General features: G+C 57.7%; 23 protein-coding genes. 7 read left to right on the top strand and 16 right to left on the bottom strand.

The window, feature by feature from the left end; genetic code table 11:
- Window positions 1-185: 185 nt before the first annotated feature.
- From BMZ83_RS13520 to BMZ83_RS13505, 4 genes are all read right to left on the bottom strand, one after another.
- Window positions 186-1,880 (bottom strand): ribonucleoside-diphosphate reductase subunit alpha, encoded by a 1,695-nt coding sequence (locus BMZ83_RS13520; protein ID WP_074879654.1) that lies wholly within the window; start codon window positions 1,878-1,880, stop codon window positions 186-188.
- A 2-nt stretch (window positions 1,881-1,882) separates the two neighbouring features.
- Complete coding sequence (locus BMZ83_RS13515) at window positions 1,883-2,893, bottom strand: ribonucleotide-diphosphate reductase subunit beta (RefSeq protein WP_074879650.1); 1,011 nt, start codon at window positions 2,891-2,893, stop codon at window positions 1,883-1,885.
- Between the two features lie 133 nt (window positions 2,894-3,026).
- Window positions 3,027-3,515, bottom strand: a complete 489-nt coding sequence (gene nrdR / locus BMZ83_RS13510; RefSeq protein ID WP_074879646.1) for a transcriptional regulator NrdR — start codon at window positions 3,513-3,515, stop codon at window positions 3,027-3,029.
- A gap of 358 nt (window positions 3,516-3,873) precedes the next feature.
- A complete protein-coding gene (locus BMZ83_RS13505; protein ID WP_074879642.1) occupies window positions 3,874-4,755 on the bottom strand; it encodes a biosurfactant protein 1 in 882 nt (293 codons plus the stop codon).
- Between the two features lie 136 nt (window positions 4,756-4,891).
- Between BMZ83_RS13505 and BMZ83_RS13500 the strand changes: the two genes are divergently transcribed.
- Both BMZ83_RS13500 and BMZ83_RS13495 read left to right on the top strand, forming a co-directional pair.
- Window positions 4,892-5,443, top strand: a complete 552-nt coding sequence (locus BMZ83_RS13500) for a DUF7342 family protein (protein ID WP_074879638.1) — start codon at window positions 4,892-4,894, stop codon at window positions 5,441-5,443.
- Window positions 5,444-5,449: 6 nt separating this feature from the next.
- Window positions 5,450-5,938: a hypothetical protein gene (locus BMZ83_RS13495; RefSeq protein WP_074879635.1), complete on the top strand. Its 489-nt coding sequence runs from the start codon at window positions 5,450-5,452 to the stop codon at window positions 5,936-5,938.
- Here BMZ83_RS13495 and BMZ83_RS13490 read toward each other — a convergent pair.
- The gene (locus tag BMZ83_RS13490) at window positions 5,935-6,861 is read right to left on the bottom strand and encodes a transcription initiation factor IIB (protein WP_074879727.1); all 927 of its coding nucleotides are present in this window, start codon (window positions 6,859-6,861) and stop codon (window positions 5,935-5,937) included. The genes BMZ83_RS13495 and BMZ83_RS13490 overlap by 4 nt on opposite strands.
- A 986-nt stretch (window positions 6,862-7,847) precedes the next feature.
- Between BMZ83_RS13490 and BMZ83_RS16505 the strand changes: the two genes are divergently transcribed.
- Window positions 7,848-8,684, top strand: a complete 837-nt coding sequence (locus tag BMZ83_RS16505; RefSeq protein WP_143076980.1) for a hypothetical protein — start codon at window positions 7,848-7,850, stop codon at window positions 8,682-8,684.
- Between the two features lie 20 nt (window positions 8,685-8,704).
- Here the strand turns inward: BMZ83_RS16505 and BMZ83_RS13485 are convergent, their stop codons facing one another.
- The 5 genes from BMZ83_RS13485 to BMZ83_RS13460 form a co-directional block, all read right to left on the bottom strand.
- Window positions 8,705-12,055 carry a KAP family P-loop NTPase fold protein gene (locus BMZ83_RS13485; protein ID WP_074879632.1) on the bottom strand — a complete coding sequence of 1,117 codons (3,351 nt, stop codon included), beginning with the start codon at window positions 12,053-12,055 and terminating at the stop codon, window positions 8,705-8,707.
- A gap of 129 nt (window positions 12,056-12,184) precedes the next feature.
- Window positions 12,185-12,388: a hypothetical protein gene (locus BMZ83_RS13480; RefSeq protein ID WP_074879629.1), complete on the bottom strand. Its 204-nt coding sequence runs from the start codon at window positions 12,386-12,388 to the stop codon at window positions 12,185-12,187.
- Window positions 12,389-12,636: 248 nt separating this feature from the next.
- Entirely contained in the window at window positions 12,637-13,266 is a 630-nt protein-coding gene (locus tag BMZ83_RS13475) for a hypothetical protein (RefSeq protein WP_074879626.1), read from the bottom strand.
- A 198-nt stretch (window positions 13,267-13,464) separates the two neighbouring features.
- Window positions 13,465-14,331 carry a DNA-binding protein gene (locus tag BMZ83_RS13470; RefSeq protein ID WP_074879623.1) on the bottom strand — a complete coding sequence of 289 codons (867 nt, stop codon included), beginning with the start codon at window positions 14,329-14,331 and terminating at the stop codon, window positions 13,465-13,467.
- Window positions 14,332-15,409: 1,078 nt separating this feature from the next.
- Window positions 15,410-16,534 carry a halocin C8-like domain-containing protein gene (locus BMZ83_RS13460; protein WP_197427780.1) on the bottom strand — a complete coding sequence of 375 codons (1,125 nt, stop codon included), beginning with the start codon at window positions 16,532-16,534 and terminating at the stop codon, window positions 15,410-15,412.
- 191 nt (window positions 16,535-16,725) lie between these two features.
- Between BMZ83_RS13460 and BMZ83_RS13455 the strand changes: the two genes are divergently transcribed.
- Window positions 16,726-17,517, top strand: a complete 792-nt coding sequence (locus BMZ83_RS13455; RefSeq protein ID WP_074879617.1) for a helix-turn-helix transcriptional regulator — start codon at window positions 16,726-16,728, stop codon at window positions 17,515-17,517.
- Window positions 17,518-17,713: 196 nt separating this feature from the next.
- Here BMZ83_RS13455 and BMZ83_RS13450 read toward each other — a convergent pair whose 3' ends face one another.
- From BMZ83_RS13450 to BMZ83_RS13445, 3 genes are all read right to left on the bottom strand, one after another.
- The gene (locus BMZ83_RS13450; protein ID WP_074879614.1) at window positions 17,714-18,955 is read right to left on the bottom strand and encodes an RNA-guided endonuclease InsQ/TnpB family protein; all 1,242 of its coding nucleotides are present in this window, start codon (window positions 18,953-18,955) and stop codon (window positions 17,714-17,716) included.
- The gene (locus tag BMZ83_RS16960) at window positions 18,952-19,128 is read right to left on the bottom strand and encodes a hypothetical protein (protein ID WP_166623278.1); all 177 of its coding nucleotides are present in this window, start codon (window positions 19,126-19,128) and stop codon (window positions 18,952-18,954) included. The genes BMZ83_RS13450 and BMZ83_RS16960 overlap by 4 nt, the downstream gene beginning before the upstream one ends.
- A 171-nt stretch (window positions 19,129-19,299) precedes the next feature.
- Window positions 19,300-19,698 carry a hypothetical protein gene (locus BMZ83_RS13445; protein ID WP_143076979.1) on the bottom strand — a complete coding sequence of 133 codons (399 nt, stop codon included), beginning with the start codon at window positions 19,696-19,698 and terminating at the stop codon, window positions 19,300-19,302.
- Window positions 19,699-19,823: 125 nt separating this feature from the next.
- Between BMZ83_RS13445 and BMZ83_RS16500 the strand changes: the two genes are divergently transcribed.
- Entirely contained in the window at window positions 19,824-20,912 is a 1,089-nt protein-coding gene (locus BMZ83_RS16500; RefSeq protein WP_143076978.1) for a site-2 protease family protein, read from the top strand.
- Window positions 20,913-21,220: 308 nt separating this feature from the next.
- Here BMZ83_RS16500 and BMZ83_RS13435 read toward each other — a convergent pair whose 3' ends face one another.
- Window positions 21,221-21,730, bottom strand: a complete 510-nt coding sequence (locus BMZ83_RS13435; protein ID WP_074879604.1) for a hypothetical protein — start codon at window positions 21,728-21,730, stop codon at window positions 21,221-21,223.
- The gene (locus BMZ83_RS13430; protein WP_074879600.1) at window positions 21,727-22,326 is read right to left on the bottom strand and encodes a DUF7437 domain-containing protein; all 600 of its coding nucleotides are present in this window, start codon (window positions 22,324-22,326) and stop codon (window positions 21,727-21,729) included. Before BMZ83_RS13430 ends, BMZ83_RS13435 begins: the two co-directional genes overlap by 4 nt.
- Window positions 22,327-23,009: 683 nt before the next feature.
- Between BMZ83_RS13430 and BMZ83_RS17480 the strand changes: the two genes are divergently transcribed.
- Together BMZ83_RS17480 and BMZ83_RS17260 are read left to right on the top strand one after the other, a co-directional pair.
- Window positions 23,010-23,318 carry a PQQ-binding-like beta-propeller repeat protein gene (locus tag BMZ83_RS17480; protein WP_074879596.1) on the top strand — a complete coding sequence of 103 codons (309 nt, stop codon included), beginning with the start codon at window positions 23,010-23,012 and terminating at the stop codon, window positions 23,316-23,318.
- Window positions 23,319-23,347: 29 nt separating this feature from the next.
- Window positions 23,348-24,634, top strand: coding sequence for a hypothetical protein (locus tag BMZ83_RS17260; protein ID WP_074879593.1), 1,287 nt, complete (start codon window positions 23,348-23,350; stop codon window positions 24,632-24,634).
- A gap of 445 nt (window positions 24,635-25,079) precedes the next feature.
- On the opposite strand, the gene BMZ83_RS13415 is transcribed toward BMZ83_RS17260, so the two are convergent.
- Window positions 25,080-25,895: transcription initiation factor IIB (locus BMZ83_RS13415; RefSeq protein ID WP_074879589.1), on the bottom strand; the 816-nt coding region annotated here is incomplete at its 5' end.

Genomic DNA, 25,895 nt, shown 5'->3' with positions numbered 1-25,895 from the left:
AAGCGCCTCACCGCTCGCCGGCGCGGAAAGACCCACCATCGAGATTGGCGTCGGGCTTGCAGGAGATCACGCTCTTAACAGTAGGTCAAAGCACTCTTTCTTCATTCTAAAACCGGTCTGGAACGTCTGGTAAATAGGTGTGCGTAGTTTACATGGAGCACTCTATCATACCGGCCGATGGGTGATCAGCTCTCACAGGCCTTGCATTCGAGGATGTCTCGGCTGAACTTCTGTGCAGCGTTCACGCTATGTTGGTAGTAGAGACTCTTCACCCCTTTCTTCCAAGCCTCGATGTAGAGCTGGTTGATCTCCTTGACGCTCACTTCGCTCGGATCGATCGAGACGTTCAGACTCTGTGCCTGATCTATGTGTTTCTGCCGCTGTGCCGCCTGGTTGATGATCGCCATCTGTGGGATCTCGGCGAAGGTTTTGAACACTTCCTTCTCCTCGTCGGTCAGGCAGTCGAGGTGTTGCACGCTCCCGTCGTTCTGTGCGATGCTGTCCCAGACCTCGCGCTCGTCTCTGCCTCGCTCTTTCAGTATCGCCTCAAGGAACTGGTTCTTCTGCGTCGATTTCAGCTTCGCACCGTCGCGGACGAAGTAGTTCGATTTCAGCGGTTCGATGCTCGGACTGACCTGCCCCAGGATGACACTGCTGGATTTCGTCGGGGCCACGCTCATCGTCGTCGCGTTCCGGCGACCGTAGCCCTCGAGCACCTCCGGTTCGCCGAACTCGTCGGCGAGCCGACGACTCTCCTCGTAACTTCGCTCCTTGATGGTGCGGAAGATTGCCTCGTTTTTCTCCATCGCCTCCATGCTGTCGAACGGAATCATCTCGCTCTGGAGGTAGCTGTGCCAGCCGAGAACGCCGATGCCGATCGCCCTGTGCCGTTTCGCAAACCGCACTGGGCGTTCCATGAACTGCGTCCCCTCCGCCTCTTGGATGAACTCCTCCATGACGGCGTCGAGGAACCGCGTCAGCGTCTCTACTGCGTCGGTATCCTTCCACTCATCGTAGTGAAGCGCGTTCATCGACGAGAGACAACAGACGAAACTCTCGTCTGGCGTGGCCGGCAGCGCGATCTCGGTACACAGGTTGGAGCCGTTGATCTCGTAGCCCCTGTCCTTGTAGACCTGTGGCTTCCCGTCGTTCATGTTGTCCCGGAAGATGATGTACGGGACACCGATGTTGATCCGAGTCTCGATGATCTCCGCCCACGTCTCTCGCTTCTCCTCGTCGCCGTCGACCATCGCCCGGAACCAGTCGTCACCGATGATAACGCCGTAGTAGATGTCTTGGACGGGGTCACCCTCGGTCTTGATGTTGAGCCACTCGTCCAGGTCGTCGTGTTCGACGTCGATGTACCCCGCGAACTGGCCGCGTCGCGTCTCGCCTTGGCTGACGACGTTGATGATCGTGTCGAACAGCTCGGTGAAGCTGTAGCTCCCGTTGCTCTTGCCGTTGTTCGTGATCGGGCTGCCTCGGGGCCGGATCTCGCCGAAGTACCCGCTGGTCCCGCCGCCCAGCTTGGTCATCTCGCCCACTTCGGCCTGCGTGTAGAGGATGCTCTCCATGTTGTCCTCCATGTAGCTCCCGAAGCAGCTGATGGGCAGGCCTCGGTCCAGACCGAAGTTCGCCCACACCGGACTCGCGAGGCTGTAGAAGCCCCGACTCATGTAGTCGTAGAACTTGTCCGCGAAGCCGTCGTCGTCCAGGATCTCCTCGGCCCGCTCTGCGATCTCCCTGACCCGCTCCTCGGCCGTGACGCCCTCGATCAGGTACCCCTCGTCGAGGAACGCCCGGCTGTCCTCGTTCAGCCAGTAGAATGGTTCCTCGTGCTGCTGTTGTACCTCGTCGAGTGCTGGTTCTGTTTGTGCCATCGTTAGAATATGTCCTCGGCGGTAACGCTCTGTGCGTGCTTGTTGTACGTGGTCGACCGCTTGCTGAAGAAGTCGTTATCTTTCGTCATCATGATGTCTTCATCGAACCACCGTGTCTCCTCGAGCAGGTCATCGTCCGGCTCGAAGATCGGCTCGACACCGATGTTCTTGAGGCTCTGGTTGAACCGGTCCCGCAGGAACGCGTCGACGTGCGCCCGGGGAAGGAACTCCAGTTCGCCCTCACTGAAGATCCAGTCCAGTATCTTCATCTCTGCCTCGAACGCCTGCTGACAGGCTGCTTGGACCTCTTCATCGAAGTCCTCGTCGAAGAGGTCCGGATTCTCCTCGCGAATCGTCTCCACGAGTTCGACACCGAACAGTCCGTGAATCTGCTCCTCCTTGCTGGTCGCTTCGACGGCGTTCGCGATCCCCTTGAATTTCTTTTCGTGTTTGTCGAAGCTCGTCATGATGAGGAACTGCGAGAACAGCGAGACGTGCTCGACGAACGTGGAGAACAGCAGGAGACTCATCACGTACTCCTGTTTGTCGTCGCTCTCGCTCTTCTCGAGGTACTCGTCGAGGTAGTCGATCCGCTCCTCGATTGCGGGGACCTCAGTCACCTCCTCGAAGTCCTCCGTGATCCCCAAGATGTCGAGGAGATGGCTGTACGCGTCCATGTGTCTGACCTCGCTCTCCGCAAAGGTCATGCCGACGTTCCCGATCTCCGCTTTGGGCATCTCGTCGTAGATTTCTGCCCAGAAGGTCTTGACCTGGACCTCGATCTGCGCGATGGCCAGCATCGTCCGCTTGATGACGGTTTTCTCGGCCGGAGTCGTGTTGACCTTGAAGTCTTGAACGTCTCCTGAAAAGTTGAACTCTGTGTGAACCCAGTAGCTGTTCCGTATCGCGTCTTTGTACTCGAGGACGTCGGGGTACTCGTACGGCTTTAGGTGTGTTCGTTCGGAGAAGATGTCGGTCTCCGGATCTCCGCCTTTGGTTTTGTTTTCAGTCATTGGCACGTACCCCGGAGGAATCGTTCTCTGTCGGTTGGTTTCTGTTTCCGTCGTTCTCTGTACGTCTGGACGTGGGTCATGCTCGCCCGGTCAAGGATTGACCGAACATTCGTTTGAGCTGCGTATGTTTGTGTCATAGTGCGCTGTTCGAGGCTTCGAAGTCATCGAGTTCTGCATCCAAGACTGCGTCAAGTTCTCTCAGGAACTCCTGTGGCTCAGAGAATGCTTTGTAAACGGAGACAAATCGAATGTAGGCTACCTTATCGAGCGTACGGAGGTTCTCAGAGACGAGTTCGCCGATAAGACTCGAAGAGACGATACGTGCCTCTCGATCTTGCAGTTCGCTCTCGATATCGTCGACGAGAGCGGTCACTGTTGTCTCGGCCACGTCTCGCTTCTCAACGGCTCGCTCGATCCCTGCGCGGAGTTTCTGTCGGTCGAACGATTCGATGGTACCGTCGCGTTTTTTCACTTGGAGGGACTCCCACTCCGGACGTTCGTAGGTCGTAAAGCGGAACGAACAGCGTTGACATTCGCGGCGCCGTCGGACGGAAGTTCCGTCGGCACTGGTCCCTGTATCGATGACGCGTGTTCGCTCGTTCCCGCAGTCCGGGCAGTTCATAGTTGTCACTACTTAATCCTCCAGGGTCTTAACCCCCAGATGTGGGGTCTCTCGACTTCGACCGCAATATCTGCTGGTGAGGACTGCCACATAAAGCTTACCCAATTAAATTGATGTAGTACAAATAAACTTGATTGGTGGGCGCGGAAAATTGGGATCATATGCATTGAGTGACCCAGCCTCAACTACTGCTCTCCATCCCCTCACGTAGCGATTAGTATTCTATCTGTAGTTATCGATTTTACACCAGTTAGCGGCTGCGAGTCTGAACAAGGAAATCGTACTTCCTATTACTGTTAACCAACGAAACCCGGGGCCACCTGCAGAGATGTTGGTTAATCGAGGCCCAACACTGGCCCTACTCGAGACTAGGTCCGTAGCGGGCAGAGCCACACACCCGGCACTCCCAGATCGGTTGCCCCGTCCACGCCGCATCCGGGACCGACTCGTGGGTCTTGAACCGATGGTCGGTCGCCTGTCCACAGTTTTGACAGTCGAGTTCCTGCGTCGTCGGTACCGACGACGCCTGGCGATCAGCCGCAGCTTCGCCAGTAGATTCGGTCAGCACCATCGCTGGAACCAGCCACACCGCATTGTCGGCGTCGTCGAGGACCGCGTCGAGACGCGACGCGTCGCGGATGCGGTCCCCACGCTGGTCGTAGAGCCGCGTCGGGGCCTGCTCCTGACGCTCCGACGCTTCCTGCCCGTGCCACCCAGTCCGGTCACGGGCGGCACTGAGAAGCGGCTCTCCCTCCTCTGACGACACCTGTACCGCGTCGGGAAGTGAGGGCCATTGCTCGGCCAGCTGGCGCGCCGGCGCCTCGTCGAGATCGTAGATGAGCGTGTAGTCGTCGACGGCCGGCTCCGCCTCGTTGGCAGAGAGAAGGTTCCCCGCGGCGCCGCCTTTCGCGACGGCGCCGTAGAACGTGGTCGACTCGACGACCAGATGGACGATGCCGAGGAACGTCGTCGACGCTGCCTCGTTCGTGTTAGTGGCGTCACTACCGAGATGGTTGGTAAGACAGAACCGGCATTTCGTCTGCCCGTCTGGGACTGACGTCCCACAGGACCGGCACTCGCCGTCGGTGGTCGACGGCTCGTCAGGGTAGCCACCCGTGGTCGTCGCGACGCGTTGCCGCCGGGTGTCACCCTCACACCCGTCGTCCAGCCTCTGGTCTGGAATGTGGGACGCTTCGCCGGTCGGCCGCAGTTCCTCAAAGTCAGAATATCTGTTGTGCATCGGTTGGTTCATAGCTTCTGTCGGTTTCGCATTTCAATGTCCGGACGACAATGCTCGTAACGTACTCTCGATTATGCGAGAGAGTACAAACATATATGGGAGTGAGGCACGAACCCTGTTGCAAGAGGTGCCAAGCATGTCGGAATCCCCACGGAATGGCGTACAGTCGTGGACTGAGTCGATGAGCGCCCGCGACCGTATTCGAGCCGTCGCCGAGACGCTTCGTGAACCCCGGTCGGTTAACTGGATCAGCGAGCAGGCCGACGCCGCCTGGAGCACGGCCAACGAGGAGCTCCAGGATCTCGTCGCCCAGGGCCAGCTGCGCCGCGTCGAGGCCGGCGAGACGACGCGCTACCAGCCGGACTACACGCGGCTGCTCTTCGAGGAAATCCGCACGCTCATCGAGGAGAACACGCGCGAGGAGCTTCGCAACGAATTGGCGGCGATCACAGGAGAGATCGAGGAATGGCAGGCGACCTACGATGTCGAGACGTGGGAGGACCTCGAACAGTCGCTTGCTGATGGGGATCTCTCAAGTGGCGAGCTTCGCGAACGCCGCGACGTGATTGCGTTCTGGCGCGAGAACGAGGAGGATCGCCGCCTCATCAAGCACGCACTAGAACTATACTCCGACGTCGAAGCCGCTCGCGAACAGATGACCGATGGGGCTGACCGCGCCACGAGCTAATCCAGTATGATCTTTCTTGCCGGTCGCGACCGCTATACACAGCGCACCCTCCTCCGCGACGTTCACGACCGATTGACGAGGCAGGCAGGGTGTGAGGACGTGCGGTATCGCCCGTCTCGACGCCGACCCCGGTACGTCATCGCGGATGTTGACCCGACGATGTTCCTGGGTAACTCCTACGACGCAGAGACCGCGCGACTGGAGATTCGATTCTGGTACCCCGCCGGCGTCGACCACGAATACTACCGTATCAACTGGGTCGAACCGGAGCGGAACCTGATGCTCGGCTTTCACCAAGATGCCGACCATCCAGATCTTGGACCCTGCCACATCCAACTCAATCACGAAGACACGCCTGTCGATCGGCATAGCGCGACGTTTCTAGACGCGCATCCACTCGCCGTCCTCGATGATCGACTACAGCAGTTCCCATCGGCGGTAGAGGCAATTCGCTGGGAGAATGGGACGCCCTCGCTTCCTCCATGGCCGGTCTAGATAGCGAGCTCATTGAGCGTCTCGTGATGCGTCCGAACCGTGGTTGACGTGACATCCCCGGACTCGGCAACGTCACTTTGCGTCAGCCATCGCCCCTCCTCGCGACCGGCCTTGTAGAGACAGGCCGCTGCGAACCCGGCCGGATGGACGCCGGTCGTGATGCCGCGCTCTTCAGCTTGCTCCGCGAGCATTCGAGCCCGCTGTCGGATCTCGTCTGGACACTCGAGGTCCGAGGCGAGTCGCGGCACGAACATGCTGGGGGAGACGGGCTCAGCGGGGAGGCCCAGCTCTTCGTTCAGCGTTTTGTACGCGTTCGTGACCCGGGACTCCGCGACGCGGGCCACCTCGCTGACGTCATCTACCAATCGCGAGAGACCGTTACACCGGCAGGCCCCGTAGACGCTGGCCGCGGCGATGGCCTCGATGGATCTTCCACGAAGCAGATCCTCGTTCTGGGCGCTCCGGAAGAGCTGGCACGCCTGGTCGCGGACCGAATCGGAGAGCTCGAGGGCACTCGCCAACCGGCGCACTTCGCCCAGTCCGTGGGCGAGATTCCGTTCCGATTTCGACCGCCAGCGACCACGTGTCTGCTCACGGCGCATCCGGGCGAGTCGCCGTCGCTTCTGCCCAGAGATCTGGTTCCCCTTCGCGTCGGTGCCGCGACCGATTTCCGTCGACAGGCCGCGATCGTGGCGAGCCGCAGTAAGTGGGGCGCCCGTTCGCTCGCGCTCCTCGTCGTCGTACGCCCGCCACTCCGGCCCGTGATCGATACGCTGTTCGTCGATGACCAGGCCACAGTCTTCGCAGACTGTTTCGACCGCGTTCGTGGTGACCCGGCCGTCGCATTCCGGGCATTGGTTCGCACTCGATTCAGTTCGGATGTCTTCGTCGAATCCGTTCTCGTAGATGTCTCTGGTTGCCATCGTTCTCACCGTGTTTCGGGAACCCGCCAGTGCAGCGAGCCCCTCACCCATTGAGGGGTAAAATAGAATTCACGACAGGATCGGCTACTTCTGCTATCCGGTATGGTTGGGGCGGTTGATTAATGGTTGTCCGCTCATATTTTCTTTATAACAGATGATTGACCGACGGACAGCTGCTCTGTCGTCAGCAATCGTAATCGCTGTCGTATTTGCTGTTTTCCTTACGTTCATACTCCACACTGTCTTCGATCTTGGAGTCACGTCGCTCATTTCATTCCCTCTGTCTTTCGTCGGGACGATGCTCACTGTTCAACAGTACTTAGAGAAACCAGCGGAAGGGACGAAATTCCAAGTTATCCAACACAAGAACGTAACGACACAGACTATGCCCGAAAAATCGGATGGTGGACGGAAGTGGTCAGAGTTGACTAATAAAGAGATAGCAGAAGAAATGCGAAGTAGTCCGGATTGGCGGAGTTATCAGGACAACACTTTCAAGAATTATCGCTCAGTTTTGAGGGGGTTCAATTGGTTGTCCTCGATTGCCCTCAAGTCTCAGTACGTCACCAGACAGAGAATTATGCTCCTTCTTTTTGCTATCTCAACTATCGGTGGGATGTGGCTCTTTCTCATATTCGCTGAGGTGATTGGGACCTCTTGGCCAAACCAGAACTATATGACTACGATTGCGCAATTGTCACCACTTTCGATCGATATGGGAACCGCAATCATCTCAATTTTCCCTGCAGTGATACTTCTATTCACTCCACTGGCGTACCTGCAATTCAAGTCAGACTACACATGTCCAGATTGTGGGCACCCATTCGGTCTGGCAAGTAAGGGGCGGTACTATCGTCCAAATAAGGACGTACAAGCGACAGATAATGGGCGAGAAGTGAACGGCCACCGCATCCTCTGTTGCGAACACTGTGATAATCTAGAAATAGAAGAAACGAACTGGTCGCTTCAGAACTGATCATTCTAGTATGGTGGAATACTATGGAATAATATCTAATTCTGATATCCAAGATCGACTCTATCAGTTCTATCGCTTATTTGTAGGAATCTCTGGCCTGACAGTAGTAGTCGCTCTCCCAGCACTGAGTGGTTTACTTTACATCACGCTGTACGACAAGATACACGGAACAGGTGATGAATTCGGATATTATTCTTTCTGGCGAGACGATATTGGCGATCTGCTTATGTGGCTCTCTATCGCCCTTTTCGTGGCAGTTGCGGCTGTCTACTTCCTTCGTTTGCTCTTTTGGCTACGCCATGTGATGCAGACATCGTGGAGAGAACATACGCCTCCGTTTGAAAGCGCTGAGAAGGAGAAAGATTCCATAGAGAAACCACCATCTGATCTTCTTCCAAAGGCTGAAAGGAGGACAGCGCGGTGGCTAACACGTGGATTCTTCTTCTACTTCGGTACTGTGATTCTCCTAATTAGCTTCGTACTGACTGTGGAGTATTTCGGTTTCACCGGCGCAATTAACTCATCAATCGAAGGGAACCTCGTCCCACCGGAGTTGATGGAATATATCGCAAAAACAATCAAGATGCTCCCCTTCGTCGGGGACTTGTCTATATTCCTCGGAATGCTACCCGGAGATGGACCGCTCCAAAAATTCCTCATTAACGGTGCTGCACTATTCTTCACTGTAGCCATACGCAACCTATCCTATATTTTCGAGAATATTGGATATGTCTATGGAAGAGCAGAGTGGTGGCGTCCGAATCGCTTTGCTGTATACTTGGCAATAACTGGATTTGGTCAGGTAGTTCTTGTCCTCTTAGGTGTACTGTTTGGTTTTGGTGGATGAGCCGTTATTCCCTTACTAGATTATAATTTCAGATGGTGCTCCCGGATTTCTTCAATTTTAGTTTCATCTATTCCGTCGTGCCCCTCAAGGGTAGCAAGCTTCTTTTTGGTGGTCTGGTGGAGCTGGTTCTGAGAGTTCTGTTTCAACATTCCTTCGATACGAGTTAGGACTAGATCCTCCTGCCCGGCGAGATCGTCGAATGCGGCGAGTTGGCCCACGATGTCCTGTTTCTGTTGCCATCCGACGTTTCCATCTGTCAGTTCATCACTCAGCCGTTGAATGAACTCTTCGTGCGCGTTTGTAGCGAGGTTGTCGGTCACCGATTGGAGAACTTTGACCAAGTCATCAGTCGGAACCTGTTGATTCTGGTCACTCACTTCGTCTTCCAGAATGGAGAGTACGTTTTGACCCACCTTGCGACGGTGATTAGAAGTTAGGTTTGATTTGACTTCATTCCACACACGGTAGAACGCTTGCTTGTCCTTATTGTTCCCACGCGCAAGGTCGGTTAGCCGACTGAGGAACAGTTCCTGATCACTGTCAGAAAGGTCAGTAAACACTTCGGCAACAGCAGTCAGATAGATCTGTTTACTGCTCGTGTCGTTTGTCTTGTTTACTTTTTTAAGACACGTACTGACTACCTTGTCTTGAACACTCTCGAATCGCTTTGGTGCGGTGGAAAACATCTCTGCACCAAGCTGTGCACGAGAGTCATCGTTGTTGTCCAAGATCTCAATCAACTTCGGCGAGGTCAGTTCTTCGTCGAACTCCTTAGGTATCAGCGATAAGACTGTGTTGGTGAGGAGCCCCGTGTTCGTATTCTGGTCCGGGAACGGGTCCAGTGCTGTCGTCACTGCGTCTTCTGAATCAAGCAGGGGCACATCATACTGTTGAGCCCACTTCAGATACTGCTGTCCGGTTCCACCCCAGTTCTGAATCTGTTTCATACATTCCTGACGGAATCGGTTCTGGTCACTCGACGAGAGCGTGTCATAGTGATAGAAGAGCGTCTCAACCAGATTCTTTTCATTATTACTCGGGGCATTTACCATCCCGTGGAATTCGTTGTAGAGATGACTCGCAGTTTGACGTGGTAGGTCAGATTCGATCTTGAGGAGGATATTCGAAATACTGTCGTTGATATGGTTGATATTGTTATCTTCAACTTCGTTCCGGAGATCAAGCAATTTTTCGATGAACGTACCTCGGGCCTCGGTAGATGCATCCGAGTCGAACTTCTGGTAGTAGTCCTCGTTCTCAAACTGACGTTCGTTATTACCCAACTCAATCAGCTTGATGGCCTCCGTCAGCAGCTTCGTGGTGGCGAATTTGTCCCGTGCGGCTGCCGAACTGTGAATTTTGTCGAGCGCCGTTTTGAACACGTCTTCCTGCTGATTCTCACGTAGCTGAACAAGACTCTCGGTCAGGGATCGGTTCGCAGACTCCGGAATTCCTTCCGCGTGTTTAACGAACGCATCAAGGATATTCTCCTGAAGGGTTTCTGAATCAGCGGCCAGTTCACCATAAGCCCCAAAGAGCAGACGTGAGTCACGTGGTTGCATTTTGAGTATCATCGGGAACGAGATGCTGGGATCCAAATCTTCCAAGAAGTGCCGCCTGTCTACGGAGACCAGGTACTCACTTACCATTCGGGATACCTGAGTCTGGGCGTCGTCATCCAGAGCATCGAATACCTCCATCAACCCCTCGATGATGTTGAAGAGCTCTGAATCAAGATGACTCCACTCGTCAAGCGTATCGTCAATTGCCTCGCGGTATGGCCCGAAGTCCCCCTCGTCTTCAAATAGGGCATCCAGTTCGTCGCGAACCTTATCGACCTGTCGCGCACGTAGATCTTCGACGAAGCGGTCACCGTCTTCAAGTGTGAGCGTGTACGGTGGCTCGCTCAGATAGATGAATCGGCGTGGGTTATTGTCAGTGATGTACCGTGTGGAAGACAGAAACTCTCGAAGGCCTTCCACGGACTTTCCGTTCCCGTCTTCTGTCGGCTCGAAGTGTGATGCCAGTTCTTCCTTTCGTTCCGGGTCCATCACACGACCAGCGAAGTAGTCATTGAACTCCTCAAGTAGACGTGGGTTCGTTTGTAGGGACCGATAGAACTCTGGGAAGTCCTCCTGCAATATCGACATCTTCGCCAAGAACGGGAGGTTGCCGGTAATCACTCCTTCACGCATTCGTTGAGTGTCCTCTATTTCCTCGGCCAACATCCGTAGCGTCGTCAGACGGTTGAGTGCCTGTTTTATACGGCGCGGGTTTCGGACGTATGCTTTCGTGATGACCGAGAGAACCTCCTCATCGTAACCGTGCTTGAGTTGGCCGTTTAGTTCAGCAGCATAATCGGAGATAGCGTCACTGGTGAACGGCGGAATACGGACGTGGGCTTGGAAGAGTTTCCGTAGGAATTCCTGCTCATTTTCGTTCTCTTCGAAGTATTCCCCCCGGTCGATAGACTGGATGTGGCTGAGAAGCGCCTCGTCGTCGCAGGGAATAATGTAGAGGCAGCGGTCGTTGCCCATGAACGTCTTGAGGGAGACCAGGACATCGTAGACGGTGTCGCTTTCACACCGGTCCAGATTGTCGACGGAGATGATAACCTGTTCGTACTCCGTCTTTTCCATCAGTTCGTCGAGCATTTCTTCGAACAGCTGCTCATACGCACCGGACCAATCATTACGCGGATACCGCTGACGAAGCGTCGATGTCGCGTCCTCGACCTGCTTCGCCATGAAAATGAAGAGACTGAGAAATAGAGGCAAAATGGCAATCTGGAGGATGCTATTCGCTGTCCCCATTAGATCCTGACCCGGAGTGAAGATACCGAAGGCGTTCAGGGCGTTGATGACTACTCCTGCTATCAGGATTACCGCAGTTATCGCGACAGTCGCCGTGACGAACTTCGATTGGGTGAGGAGTTGCTGTGCATACTCACGGAGATCTGGGTTATCGCTACTGTTGTCTTCCGTAATGTCGTAGAGCTCCTCTGTTATGTGGTCCTCTCCGAGGATACCGTACTCACTATCAATCTTCGTGTCTGTCTTCTGACCGAGTTCGTGGTCGATACCGAGAAGCAGGTCTGTCCGAATCGAGTCTTCCGCGTGTGTCCATGCATCGAATTCTACACAGACCGTGTTCTCAAACTTGGGATTGTCACTCAGACGGTCGAACAAGAGGTTGATTATCGAGCTCTTGCCCGTCCCCCACTTCCCGAATACACCGATATTCCATCGTGGCTCTGCGTTCTCCAGTATCTGCTCAAGTGCGTCGACGTACTCTTGATGCTCGAACCGATCTTGATTTGTCGACTCTATTGGCTCATCAGAGAGAAAGACACGTCCATCGTCACCGGTCATGGCTTCGAATCTGCCAGCACCCAAATAAAAGATAACCATGTACTGAAATTGGAGTTTGAAAATCAGACGAACCGACTAGAAGTTACAGCTCCTCAGCCCCCGCTTCAGGTTCTCACTGGCCTTCGATTCTCAGTTATGTTGCTTGATTCGCTCTGGCAATCCGACTTTCCCACAGACGGGACACTCCCGCAGGGGTGTCGGCGGCAGGTCCTTCCAGGCGTCCAGCGCGGCGTCAAGCTGTGCTTCCACGATCGGCGAGTCGGTCGTGCGACGGGCTTCGCGGAGGTGAATGCGAAGCCGCTCTCGGGCCGTGAGGGTGTGTTCTTCGGACATTGGTGTCGGGGACACGGTCTGATGTGCCCTCCGCCCCTCCAGGGGGCAAATAAACAGACTCCGTCGCGACAGTGGTCTTGCCCCGCGCTAAATCACTCCCGAAAACTGTGACTCCGGTTGTGGCTGCCGGCCGACCGGAGGGAGGCCGGGAGCGGAGGGTGGGGCGGTGGGGCTCGGGCTGGTCCGGCGCTCACTAAAACAAGAGGTGTCGTCATCTGGCTCTCTCGTGGGGCAACCGCGCGATACAACTACTCGGGAGTGTATTCCATCCCCCAGAGTTCCTCGAAATACTCGAGTGTGTATTTCCCTCGACTGCCACCTTTGTACGAGTTGAACCGGTCGACGTAGTACATCACCTCAAGAAAGCCTTCTTTCTCGTGATGGACGCCCTGGTCCATCCGGGGCAGAATCTCGTCAAGGAGGAGATCGACCTGCTCGCGCTTGACAATGAACTGATCGCGGAGCGGGGTGAGGAGCGTCCGGGTATTGCTGATACCCTGCACGCCCCAAATGTACTGATCGCTCCGGTTCTCATTGGCTTCGAGACTGGACACATGACAGTTCACATCGTGAGCATCACAGTACGCACAGAGCGCCTCCATCAGGTGGTCACGATATGTTTCGGTGACCTCGATTTGCGGCTGAAGTCGGTGGTCGACTCGATACTCACTATTCTGGTTTACTTTCACGCCAATCCAGCCTTCTGCGTCGAGAGTTCCGGTCAACTGTTCGTGGGTGATTCGGAGCATTGGTGCAAGTTCAAAGCCGGTACTGTACCGCTCACGGTCGGCAATTGCGATGCGGATACAGCCTTCGCCGTCGAAGAAGCCAGTGAACCACGCATCGAAATCGTGGGTCTCGGGTGAACTATTTGACATCGCGCTGCACCCATCGGCGGCGCGGATAAACTCTCCCTGCTACATATTGGACGAGAAGAGATCAACTCACCACCCCACCCTCCACAACGGTCGTGGCTGCGCGCGCAGCGACCGCAGGGAGCGAGCACGGAGCGGAGGGTGGGGCGGTGGGGCTTGGGTCTGGTCTGGCACATAAAAAAGAAAGAGACCGCATCCTCGCTATTCTTCCCACCACCGACCGCGCTCCGGAAAGTGGATATCCGACCACCCGGTTAGCGCAATTGAGCACCGGCCTTCGTACCAGTTCTTGGCTGCTGCCCGAAACCGGACCGTTTCGCCTTTCTGCACCACTGTCTGGTTGCTCTTGTTCCAAACGGTGAACTTGATTTTCCCGCTGTCATCCGCTATCAGCCCGACCTGCTGGATGCTCGTGGAGGAAGGCTCCCAGAGCTCGCTCACTGTGCCTTCGACCGTCACCTCACCGACCGGGACGTCCGGCACGTCCGCGATGGGCACGATCGCCCCCGGCGCCGCCTTCAACTCCTCGAGGGTCTCCAGCACCGCCTTCGTGACGTCCCGTCCGCGCTGCACCTTCTCGGCCAGCTGCTTCGCGACGACCGCTCTCGACCAGCCGCCTTTCACTTCGTCGCTGATGCGCATCGCCTGCTTGTTCACCTTCGCGAGTTCGTCTTGCGTCAGCTTCTCACGGGGATCCGTGCGCTCCGTCGGCGCCGGCTCGTCACGACCACACAGCTCGCTGACGACCTCCCGCGTGCGCTGCTCCCGGCCCTCCTGCGTTCCCAGCTCGGCCTGGGCACTGATGCGCTCCAGTTCGGCTTCCCGCGCCTGAATGCGCTCTTCCTGTTCGAGGGTGACACCGTGAATCCGGTCCTCGCTCGTGTCCGCGATCCCGTCCGGGTGGTTCGCATCCACCTTCGCCTGCGTCTCCTGCTCGACTGCCGCCTCGAACTCCGGCGTCTCGTCGACGACCGGGAAGCCATCTTCATCGACCGCCTGCTCGTCCGCTTTCTCGAATGCCTGTTCATCGACCGAAACGATCTTTCCGCTAGCGTTGTTACTAGACATTGGAATCACTCACAAGGTGATTTCCGACGAAGGCGCTCACGCGCCGACACCGCGATGCCCTTACATCGCGGTTTTCCGACGACAACGACCGACAGAACCATCTGCGCGCTCTCGCTCGCGCCTTCGCGAGCGCCCTCCCGGGCGCGAGCGAGAGCGCGCCTTAGGAGGGTCACCCAACCAGCACCGCGCGCCGACCCGCCCGGAGCGAGCGGCCAGCGCATTCCCCGTTCGCCGCGACGCAACTACGTCCGTCGCGGTCGGCTCTGCCGAGGTCCGCAGGACCCAAACGGGTGAAGCGCTGGCGTCGAGGGCACATACACTTTAGCCCGGAACGGGCGCGGGCGGTGCGGAGAGCGCCCGCATGCCCGGAATGGTCGGTCGCGAGCGACGCGGAGGGCGGAATGCGGCGAGCGGTGCGAGCCGTAAACGCTTGATACTGGAGAAGATTGAGACGTTAGCGCCTGATCAAAGTCTGTTCAGCAAACCCCGATCCCGACTTCCGTTACTCAGGTTGAAATCGATATCCCGCGTAAATTACTATCACACCGAACAGTGCTGTAACGACGGCTTCAGAAGTGATGGTTGGGGGCATGCTTCACCAGCAGTACAGACCTGGAAGCTTGCGACAATCTTCCGTAGAAAAATAAACGCACCACCAAGTAGCAGTACTCCTCGAGCAACCCTATCGAAATAGACAAGCCAGCGAGCTTTCTCGACGGTTTTACTGCTCATAGTCTGTCTGAATCACGGGGTGACAAAATGTTTTGAGGTGAGGTCTTCGAGGTCGGTCAACCGCGTAGTGATACGAAAAAGGGGCGACCAGCGGATCGACATCCACTCCGGAGCCCGGGGCACTGGAGTCACGTTGTCCTAACGCGTTGATACAGCGCAACAAAGAGTTCCACGACAGCAACGCCGGCGCCGATAGCTAACGCGACTTCTGGCCCTCGGAGGAGGTAACCGAGGGCGGCAGCACCCACCACACCGACGACAGAAAGGGCGATTCGAGTACGAAGTCGAGCGGAATCCGTGTTTGTTTGAGTCATAATTTATAGTACGCAAGGAGAAGGATAAGAGTTCAGTTACAGTACCCTGCGACAATACAGACGTACCCTGAACCAAGTCCACAGCCGACACGTGAAATCGCCTCGACGACCAACAGACAGCCCCCGGAACAGATCAGATAACCCCCGATAGTAGTAATTAGAGGCAGACACCGCACTAGACAGGTACTTTGGCTAAGGCGACCCCCTCCAAGTTTACACAGGATACCGACCAGCGTAGTACATTGGAAACAGGAGAGTATCGAGCCTTCGGACACCTGCGCCGTGGAGAGGGCCCCGGAGCCTGTCCCTACCGAGTTCAACGAACTGGAACTGTTCTGGTCCTGGTTCGGGCGACGAGCATTTCGGATGGGAAGTTTGGTCGTCTGGGATCCGACCATTGCTGGCTCTTCGCCGGCCTGATCTTGGCCGAACGTCATCAGCTTGGCCTGGAACTGCCCAGCGTCTGAAGCACCGTTGTCAACTCTTTCGATGGTTTTTGCTCCTGACTGTGTTGGGTGAGAAGCAACCCCGAATGCGGTTGCCGCTTGACGCTCGCCTTCTTGTACGACGGTGACGGCAAACAATGCACCGACGTTCGCTGGATCGGTCTGTCCAGTTGTGTCCCGAGGATCGACCGGACGGTTGCCAACGGGTTCAAAAGGAACGATCACCACCCGAGGATCTACATCGTTCAGATCAGGATCGGTTGTCTCAACATCGACAGAAACTATGCCAGAGGGCTGCATCTTCCCTTCGGATCGCATCACAGCTTTGAGCTTGTTGATTTCCGAATTATTCAGCGCCATAGCGGTCGCTCGGGGAACCTCGTCACCCGCACGGACTTCGACATCAGTTGCTTCGAAGTCGGGGTCGTCAGATGCCCGGGATTTCGGCTCGGTCGATCCTTTACTGCCGGCAGCCATTCCGGACAGTCCACCGAACCCAGCAACACCAGCCAATGAGGCAACTGTTTTTTGTAGTACAGACCGCCGGTTCTCATCAGTGTTAAAGTTGCCAAAATTAGCCTCATTCGAGTTGGAAACCTGATTAGCTGCTTGGAGAGTCTCCATACAGCCACCGCCATCGTCAACAGCGTCGTTCAGTTCGTTCTGATACTGTTCCTCGTCAAAGTCGGGGTCGGAGTCTGATTCCTCCATGGTAACACACCACTTAGCACTCTTTCGCGGCTTGTATTCACGTTAATTGATGAATACGACTGGTAGGACAAGAGTACCCCCCGCAAGCTTTGAGGGCCCCCCTCAAGCTGTACACATTCTGCTAACATGGTTCGTGTACAACCAATTGACCTCCACAGAACTGAATACGCCCACGCTACTAGAACTCGTTAATGGAACAACCTGATCCCGCCGATTTTGAATCGCTCATCGCAGACCGGTCGGGATTTCTTCGTGTCCTCACCGCGGCCCCACGTTCAAAACGTGAGCTTACCGAACTATTCGACTCTTCGCGGTCGACGATTGATCGAGTGCTGCGCTCGCTCGCTGACGCACACCTCGTTGAGTATCGGGACGGTGAATGGCACGCAACTGCGGCCGGGGTGTGTGCATATCGTAAACACGACGAGTACGCATCGTTTCTCAACGATCTCGCCGACGCAGCACCGATTCTCGCTGCGCTCCCCACCGAAACTTCTATCCATGAAGCGTTTCTCGCGGGGTCAACTGCGCATATTGCGGAGGAGAACGTCCCGGACGCGGTTCTTGACCCAATGCTTCAGTCAATCCGCGAGGCCTCTCTCGTTCGTGGATTCGCGCCAAAGGCTCTTGTGGGCTCAGCGATGGACTTCTACGACGCTGCCGTTACAGGTGATGCATACGAATTGGAGTTAGTGGTCGATGGAGACGTGTTTGACCAGTTATACGAGTTGCAACCCCAAGAGACGAGAGAAGCTGTAGAGGACCCAGACGTCACGTTGCTCCGTGGGCCAATCCCTTACGCGTATGGGCTGTGGATCGTCGATGACACGGATGTGGGTATCGTCGTCTACACAGAAAAAGGAATTCAGGGCTGTATACTGAACGATACTGAGACCGCTGTCGACTGGGCGGTCGAACAGTTCGAGTCGGTGAAAGACACTGCTGAACCGATTCTATTTCGAGGCGGTCGAAACACCGTCTAACCCCAATAACGACAAGAACCTATTAAATGAGAATGTCCAACCGGCTATTGTGAGCAGGAAGTTGCGTTTTTTACAACACTTACTGAAACGTCTGATAACTGCGAGCGACCAGCGGATCGACATCCACTCCCCACACGGGAGCGTCCGCTCGCTGGTGTCGCGGCGACACCACGGCGGCACCTTGCGGGTCTGTGCGCTATTCGTTGGGCCCCACCGCGGCCCCCTCGACGGGGGCCCACTGGTGGTCGTCCCACTGGAACCGCACGGGCCGTGCCGTCGGCCTGACCTCGGTGTTCGTCGCCTGTTCGAGCAGCGTCCGCGACGCAACGAGATCGGCGTGCCCCTCGAAGCCACACGGACACCGCAGCGTCTCGCGATGCCGGCGCGTCCGCTCGCGCTCCCCGCACTCCGGACACGTCTGGGAGGTCCAGGCCTCGGAGAGTGAGGCCACCTCGATGCCGTACTCCTCGCAGACGTTCGCGAGCTGGTCGAGACATCGTCGATGCGCCCAGAAAGTGCAGGCTTTGAGGTTCGCCTCGACGGACCAGTACTCGCCGAGAACGCCGGTGAGATCGCCGTGGTACATGGTTTCGACGCCGTCGTCGTGGAGCCGCTCGACCAGATCACGAAGGAGCGCGTTCACGGCGTGATCGCGCCGGCGGGACCGCTTCCGATAGAGCCGCTGGATTCGATTGCTGGTCTGCTGTCCATCCGGCAGCTTCGCTTTGGCGTCGGCGATGTGCTCGGTCGTCTCACGGAACTGTCGGAACGGCTCCTGGCCGCTGTACCAGTACTGGTCGCCGATCGTCGTCGTACACGCCACGAGGACGTTCGCGCCGATATCGAGGGCGGCGACGTCCGTCCCCGTCGGCGTCGCCTGTTCCGCTTCGGAGACTGTTACCGGCTGGTGGGCGCGATACGTCTCGTCGACGTCGTCGTAGGTGAGGTGAAGGCGACCCTGCTCGCCCTCCCAGTGTGGTTCACCGCGGACGGCAACACGGAGCCGCTCGAACCGACCGAACCCGTACTCGTCTTTGAGCTGGCTGCCGATGGGCACTTCGAGCCGGGAGCGCTTGCCCCAACTGATCGTGTAGGCGTCGTTGCGGATGTAGGTCCGCAGGTCGCGCCCGTCGGCTTGATTGCCCCAGTAGCCGGGGGGACTGACCTCCTGGTCGGCCTCCTCAACCGTCTCGAAGAACGACCGCCAAGCGGCGTCGTTGACGCGGGTGACCTGCTGGGTCGTCGCCGACCCCAACACGTCGACGTACTCGTCGTAGTAGTTCTCACAGTCCCAGACGCTCTCGCCGGCGAAGAACTGCTGCCGGCGCGCATACGTCAGCTGGTTCCAGAGGCTCGCTGACGCATCGAGAAGGCGTCGAAGGACGGCCTCGTCTTGTTCCGATTGTGGAACGACTTCGAAGGTGTTGGTCCGTCTCACCGCTCTGACTCACCCCACATTCGCGGCACGTAGCCGAGCTGTTCGATGTCGTCCGCGTAATCCCGGAGGAGCCCGATCAGGACGATTTCCGGAACACCGTTCTCGGCCTGTTCGACCAACCACTCCTCTAGTTCGACTTCAGCCTCCTCGATCTCGGTAGGGTCAACCGACATCGGTCATCGCGCCTCCGACTGGCGGTACACCTGTCGCTGACGGTAGTAGCACATCTCGAATCATCTCCCCGAATACAGGCACGACTGACTGCGCCTGCACCCTTTGCAGGCGCAAAAAAGACAGAGACGAGTCCTTTACTGATCTTAGAGTGTGCTATTCTTGATACTGTATCACTGCAGGTGATCCAGAACTAATTCTTCTATTTTCAGCAGATCCTCAAGGAACTGTTCTTTCTGGTTTTCACCGTGGTATACCGCCCAAATAGATTGACTCTGAACGGTGTTCTCGTAGCGGTCGTGGGCTTCAGCAACGTCGTTTATCGCCCGATCTAGGCGGCTCAAATCTTCTGACCGGTATGGAGTTCCATCATCCAATTCACGGGGTTGGTTATTGCCCCTCCGTTCCCAGAAACGGCGGAGAATCATACGCCGGTACACGGAGCCCTTCCGGTCGTCCTGTAGCGGTGGGAAAACCTCGCTGGCATACCAATCCAAGAGATCATCTTCTGAAAGGGTATCGAGATCCTGGCTGAACGGGTTAGGAATCTGGACCATATTGTCTTCCCGCAAGTCAGTGCTGAAGCATTAAATAATTTAGAAGGTGTCTTGTTCACAGATTCTGCGACGATGGTAGAGCCGGTTCTTGACAAGAGCGACCACTCTAATTTATAAAAACGGGCTATTTATCGAGGCATATGTCTGGTAGGGAACCCGTTCGGGCTCAGTGTACCCGATGCGGGAACTCACTCGTCACTACTAAACAGGAGTATCAGAGGGAAGGAGGACAAGTCTACTGTGACGAGTGTTTAGTACCTTTCCAGTGCGATATCTGTGGGGAAAGGAAGTACACTATACCGGAGAACATCTCAGAAACGTCTTCTCTTACCTGTCGTGATTGCACGCAGAAGAGGCAACAATCCAAGAGTAGTAACAGTGGTAGAGCCGGTCAATGTACAATCTGTGGCAAGCAGAAGCAGAATCTAATTGAATACAGGGAGGCCCCCGGTGAGCCGGTCTGTCAGGACTGCGCCCCTACAGCTGAGAACGTTATTCGAGAGTCTCAAACAGGAATTCTTGATGCAGTAGTTTCTGGGGTCGGGTATCTACTTGGAATGGCGGTCTACTTGGTATTCTCGTTAGGCGTTGCAGCCTACGTTGTGGGGGCTTTCGATTTGGTTTGGTGGATGTTCTTCCTGTCGACTGCTGTACTCCTCTTAGTAGGAGCGGAGGCCAGCAAAATTTTCGAGCCCCGAGAACTGGTTGATTTGGGATATGCGACTGTAGCGATGTCCATCGCCGTCTGGCTCGTCTTGGGTTCTCAAAACTTCGATAATACCATTCTTATCGGGAGTATGCTGATTTTGAGTCTCGTCATCCATGAGCTATCGCACAAGGCAATTGGACTCGGATTCGGGAAGCCGGCTCGCTTTTCAGCATTTCACGTACTTAATCTGGTGTCCGTGGGAGTGGCATATCTCACCGGTCTCCTATTCTTGCTCCCAGGTGCGGTCAAATTCAGAGCTGTTACAGAGCGCGTTCATGGCATAGTAGCTGCTGCCGGCCCCGTCTCAAATATTGTATTAGCGCTGATTTTTCTCGCCTTAGCTGGCCAATACCCAGAAATATCCAGGATTGGTGTGCTACTGAACACGATTCTTGCAGGCTTCAATATGCTCCCGATTCCTCCACTTGACGGCTCGAAAGTAATCCGGTGGAGTTGGGGCGCATATCTCTTTATTGCCGGATTTGTCGGTTCGTTCGGGTACCAGCTGTTTATAGCGTGACACGGAATGGTCGGTCGCGAGCGACGCGGAGGGCGGCAGCGGCGAGCGGGGCGGGCCGCTACGTACACACCTGTCCAGCCGGCTACGCCGCTCGGTGAGGCATCTACAGTCCTGGTGGACTCAGAAAGGGCGAGGCCGCCTCGGCCGTCCCCCGACCCCGCAAGCACCGCAGCCCCGAGGCGCGCAGCGGCGTCCTCGTGAGCGGAGCGAACGAGGGCCAGCGAGACTCCGTCTCGCGCGGTCGCGGGACGTCGAGCGGCCGAGGGCTTTTCGATGGTCCTCTCCACCCGAATCAGACTAGCAATCAGTCAGCTGTTACCGGCGACCAGGTCCTCGATGAACCGGAACCCGTTCACGAACGTCACCGAGTCCCCGTAGCCCGCGCTCGCGAGGACGGTTTCGGCCCCCTCGCCGGCCGCGATATCGGTCGTGTAGATGTAGACCTCGGTTACCGTCCCCGCGTTGAGATGCTGGGCAGCGAGGGCGGCGAGGGCGGCGTCCGCACGCTCGACCTCGTCGGCAGGCCGGTCGTCAGCGTTCGCGATGTACCGCTGGACACCGTCCATCACCCGGGAAACGACCGGCTCGGAGAACTCGAGCGGTGACGCAACCGTCGTCCATCCCTCGTCGATTGCGGTGTCGACGGGCGGGTTTTCGACATCCGGATCGTCGACGGTCAGCTCCTCGTACACTCGTTCGGGCAGGACGAAGGTGACGTCGTTCCGTCGAGCGAATCGGCGAACGGCCTGGTAGCGGCTGTTCGAGGGCTGCCCCATCGCGACGAACAGGCCGGTGTCGGCGATGTGGAGCCGGCTCACGCGTCGTCAGCCGCGTCGCCGTCGTCGATATCCAACTCGTCGAGTCCCGCCCCAGCCTCCTCGATGTCGTAGTGCTCGTGGACGACGGGCCGGAGTGCCTGGAGGATCATCTCCGCAGCCAGCGGCGAGATGTCGAGATCCTCCGCCATCAGCCGGTGGGTCACCTCGCCGCGTTCGCGGGCAACCGCGTAGGTGAGCGCGGTCGCGAGGCCGGCGACGCCGTGCCGGTCGATGTAGGTGTCGATGTCGGCGTCCGTCTCGCGGCGGCCGACGGCGTCGATGAGCGCCGGCGTGATCGTGTACTCGCGGTCGCCCGCGGTCGTCGTCACGGTCAGATTGATCTCCCGGGCGGCGTACCGGCGTGGCTGTTCGTCGTCGGTGACGTCGACGACGTCGGCGTCGACGAGCCGGTTGACGTAGCTGTAGGCGGTCCCCTGGGCGAGTTCGAGGTCGTCCATCACATCCTGAACGGTCGCCTCCCCCTCCCGAGCGAGGTACGCGTACAGCTGGGCGAGCTGTGACTCCTCGAGGAGGTCAGCGACCGACAGGAAGTCTTGGACGATGTCGCCGTCGGCGCGGTTTGAGGTACGTGACACGGGTGTTCTTGATTACAGTTTACAGCGAAACAGTAAAGAGTGTTTGGGGTCACTGCGCCAGCGTTACCACTACCACACGCCTCGGAATTGACTAGCACAGTAAGAACGGCGTGCGTAGAGGGTAGTAATTCCCTCCCCAGAAGACACTTACAAAGACCGAGACGGGATACAGTGTGAAGCGCCGAACTGTACTCGGTACCCTCGCAATGCTCTCCTCGGCGTCGCAGGTTGTCTCGACGATAGTGGTCCGAACACAGAACCCGAACCAACGGTAAACGAGGAAGTTTCAGTCAATGGCACCGCGGGGCCGTCGATACCGCAGTTCCAGGGGGGACCGGCACACAGAGGCCGACTCGACGGAACGGTTCCCACCGATGGCGTGACCACGTACTGGCGACGGACACCCTATCCCTACGAACACTCCCAGCCGGCCGTCGTCGACGACAGCGTGTACGTCTCCTTCGAGGGTGGCCTCGTTCGACTGGCACTCTCGACGGGTGAAGAACAGTGGCAAACGGATGTCGGCTCTCCGGTGCGTCGACGCCGGCCGGCGCCGAGGGGATTGCCGTGTACGGGAGCGGCACCGACAGCATCGTCGCCTACGACGTCGACACCGGTGACCAGCTGTGGACGGTCGACACTGACGGTGGAACGACCGCGGCGCCGACTATCGATACGGCAGCGTGTACGTCGGGACTCGGAAGCACACCTTTTACGCCGTCGATCTCGTGGAGGGCGCCGAACAGTGGACTGTCGACCTCCCCGGAGAAGTGCGTCGGTCTGCAGCCATCGCGGACGATCGCGTCGTCGTCCGCGCGCTGAAATCTATGGACAGGATCGGGCTTCCGAATCGCCGATGCAAGAACGTACCCACCGGACCGCATGTGTGTAGCTTCCCAGCACGGAACCGAATCGTACCGGACGTGTGTGTTCCTGAAGGGCATATACAACTCCCAATTAATGTGGGATATCGTCTTCGTCAGAACACTTAATCGGCACTCAGCCGAACGATCCGTCGCCCATGGCGGAGACCGACAGGCTCGCGGCGCTCTTTACGAACTCGACGGCCAATACCGTACTGTCATGGCTGTTCGTCGCAGTACTGATCGGTGCTCTCGCCCGTGACGTGTCGACCGGTCAGTACGGGGCGACACTACTGACTATCATCGCTATCGCCATCGTCCTGGCACCTGCCGTCGCGTTTCGCGACCCCACCGTCGTGCCACCGTGGCAGTTCCTCGGCCTGATCTGTCTCCCCCTGCTCTGGCAGGTGTTCATCCCGAGCGGTCCGGCGACGGCGATCGTTCCGAGCCTCTCGACGGCCACGCTGGGACTGCTGTTCGTGGTCGAACTCCACCTGTTCACGGACCTCCGGCTGGTTCCGTGGCTGAGCGTCGTGCTGACGGTCCTAGTCACGCTGGCGGTGGCCAGCGTCCGCCAGATCCTCCGCTGGAGCGCTGACGTCCTGCTCGGGACGTCGTTCCTGCTCGACGGTCGATCGGGAATGGCGATCAACAGGGCGGTGATGATCGAGTTCCTCTCCGTCGCCGTCGCGGGCGTCGTTGCCGGCGTCGCCTTCTACCGGTACTTCCAGCGCACACCCGGATCGCCCGACTCCCGGATCGCTGCGGAGGACACGCCGCCGACTGAGACCCCCAGCGAAGCTGCGCTCATCAGTGATCGGCTCAGCCTCTCGACGGCGCGCCAACGACGAATCGCGGCGGTGATGCAGGCCATGCTCGGTCTCGTGTTCCTCTACGGGCTCTGGACCCGTCAGCTCCCGCTGCTGGTCAACGCCGGGACGATGCTCGGAATCACGTTCCTGCCCGCTGTGCTTGAGCGCGACTACGGCATCCCGATCGAACCGGGACTCGCGTTGTGGATCACGAGTGCCGTGTTCCTCCACGCCCTAGGCACCGTCGGCCTGTACGACGTGCTTTCGCAGTGGGATACCCTCACGCACCTCTACTCGGCGACCGTCATCGCCGCCGCAGGGTACACGACACTCCGAGTGATCCACCTCCACGTCCCGTCAGTGTATCTCCCGCCGTGGGCGATGTTCGCGTTCACGATCGTGTTCGTCGTAGCGATGGGCGTCGCCTGGGAGATACTGGAGTTCTTCGCCGATCAGAGCGCCCGCCATCTCGGCGTCGAGGCCGTGCTCGCACAGCGCGGCATCGACGACACGATCACGGACATGCTGTTCAACGCGGTGGGCGCCGTACTCGTCGCGACGTGGGGGACGACGTATCTCGTCCGTCTCTCCGATACCCTCGCCGCGTTCCTTGAGGACGAGATGGACGGGTAGCCGGTGAATGTGGCCTCCACCGTCGCGAAGAACGCCGGGACGTAGTACGCTCGAAAGCAACACCACAACTTCACTCCTCACCCACGTCGGGGAGCGGAGACGCACCTGCCTACTGCTGGAGACTGATTGCCGGGAGTCCACAGCAAAGCCCCATCACCAGAGATTTCCGATTTCTAGTTAGCAATCAGAACGCGACGCGTTCTGACGACATCCTCAATGACCGAAGCGTGGAGTCGTTCGAGACCACGAAAGCCGTCTCGTGATGCCGAGAGAGCTTTGCTCCCTCGGACCACGCCAAGGGAGTAGAGTGGGGTAGTTTACACGAGTGTGGAACCTCCCGAGGTCGGGGCACGGTCTGTGACCGTGGAACCCACGACTTCAGTCGTGTGAGGATGTCAGCCTCCTTCCGTCAACAGGGGTCCTGAAGTTCGAAAGCGTATCTCGCCTACTCCACAACGGAGAGCAGCCGATCGCGATGGCTTCGAACGGTCTCAACCGTCACGTCCGCCACCGCTGCCGCATCGGCTTGCGTCAACGGGGCGTCGTGGGCACACGCCGCCAGGTACAGACACCCAGCAGCGAAGCCTGCGGGATGTACCCCGGTTGTGACGCCGGCGTCGATGGCCTGCTCAGCAAGCTGCTCCGCCCGTCGTCGGACGGCATCTGTACACCCCAACTCGGACGCCAGCCGCGGCACGAACTGTGTCGGCTGGATAGGCGATGTCGGCAACCCCAGCTCTTCGTTGAGCACGCGATAGGCGTTCTCGACCCGATCCTGTGTGACCTGCGCCATCGGTGCCACGTGGGCAATGAGCCACGATTGGCCGTTGCACCGACAGGCGGCGTAGACGCTGGCGGCGGCCATCGCCTCGATCGATCGGCCTGGAAGCAACTGCTGGGTCTGCGCCGTTCGGAATAGCCGACAGGCTTGATCGCGGACCGAATCACTCAGGCCGAGTGCGCTTGCGATCCGTCGGACCTCCGTGAGGCCATGCCCGAGGTTGCGTTCCTGTTTCGATCGCCACCGACTCCGTGCGTGTTCACGGCGGAGTCGGGACAGGCGTCGACGCTTTTGGCTGTCGAGGGTGTTGCCATTCGCGTCTTGGTTCGCCCCGATCTCTGTCGAGAGGCCGCGATCGTGCCGTGCCGGTGTCAGTGTCGCTCCGGTTCGTTTCGCCGTGTCGGCGCCGTCGTCGATGTGCCACTCTGGCCCGTGATCGATCGCTTGGTCGTCGATGATGAGGCCACAGTCGTCACAGAC

Origin of the sequence: Halolamina pelagica, assembly GCF_900115675.1 — an archaeon.
Taxonomy (GTDB): domain Archaea; phylum Halobacteriota; class Halobacteria; order Halobacteriales; family Haloferacaceae; genus Halolamina; species Halolamina pelagica.
The sequence above is the reverse complement of the archived record's forward strand: the minus strand, read 5'-3'. Positions and strand labels throughout refer to the sequence as shown.

Coding starts and splice junctions, on each gene's coding strand:
- BMZ83_RS17260 (WP_074879593.1), top strand. CDS start 23,348: ATGGCGGAGACCGACAGGCTCGCGGCGCTCTTTACGAACTCGACGGCC.
- BMZ83_RS16505 (WP_143076980.1), top strand. CDS start 7,848: ATGGTGGAATACTATGGAATAATATCTAATTCTGATATCCAAGATCGA.
- BMZ83_RS13480 (WP_074879629.1), bottom strand. CDS start 12,388: ATGTCCGAAGAACACACCCTCACGGCCCGAGAGCGGCTTCGCATTCAC.
- BMZ83_RS13495 (WP_074879635.1), top strand. CDS start 5,450: ATGATCTTTCTTGCCGGTCGCGACCGCTATACACAGCGCACCCTCCTC.
- BMZ83_RS13520 (WP_074879654.1), bottom strand. CDS start 1,880: ATGGCACAAACAGAACCAGCACTCGACGAGGTACAACAGCAGCACGAG.
- BMZ83_RS13500 (WP_074879638.1), top strand. CDS start 4,892: ATGTCGGAATCCCCACGGAATGGCGTACAGTCGTGGACTGAGTCGATG.
- BMZ83_RS16500 (WP_143076978.1), top strand. CDS start 19,824: ATGTCTGGTAGGGAACCCGTTCGGGCTCAGTGTACCCGATGCGGGAAC.
- BMZ83_RS13490 (WP_074879727.1), bottom strand. CDS start 6,861: ATGGCAACCAGAGACATCTACGAGAACGGATTCGACGAAGACATCCGA.
- BMZ83_RS13460 (WP_197427780.1), bottom strand. CDS start 16,534: ATGGAGGAATCAGACTCCGACCCCGACTTTGACGAGGAACAGTATCAG.
- BMZ83_RS13475 (WP_074879626.1), bottom strand. CDS start 13,266: ATGTCAAATAGTTCACCCGAGACCCACGATTTCGATGCGTGGTTCACT.
- BMZ83_RS13515 (WP_074879650.1), bottom strand. CDS start 2,893: ATGACTGAAAACAAAACCAAAGGCGGAGATCCGGAGACCGACATCTTC.
- BMZ83_RS13470 (WP_074879623.1), bottom strand. CDS start 14,331: ATGTCTAGTAACAACGCTAGCGGAAAGATCGTTTCGGTCGATGAACAG.
- BMZ83_RS13485 (WP_074879632.1), bottom strand. CDS start 12,055: ATGACCGGTGACGATGGACGTGTCTTTCTCTCTGATGAGCCAATAGAG.
- nrdR (WP_074879646.1), bottom strand. CDS start 3,515: ATGAACTGCCCGGACTGCGGGAACGAGCGAACACGCGTCATCGATACA.
- BMZ83_RS16960 (WP_166623278.1), bottom strand. CDS start 19,128: ATGTCGGTTGACCCTACCGAGATCGAGGAGGCTGAAGTCGAACTAGAG.
- BMZ83_RS13505 (WP_074879642.1), bottom strand. CDS start 4,755: ATGCACAACAGATATTCTGACTTTGAGGAACTGCGGCCGACCGGCGAA.
- BMZ83_RS13455 (WP_074879617.1), top strand. CDS start 16,726: ATGGAACAACCTGATCCCGCCGATTTTGAATCGCTCATCGCAGACCGG.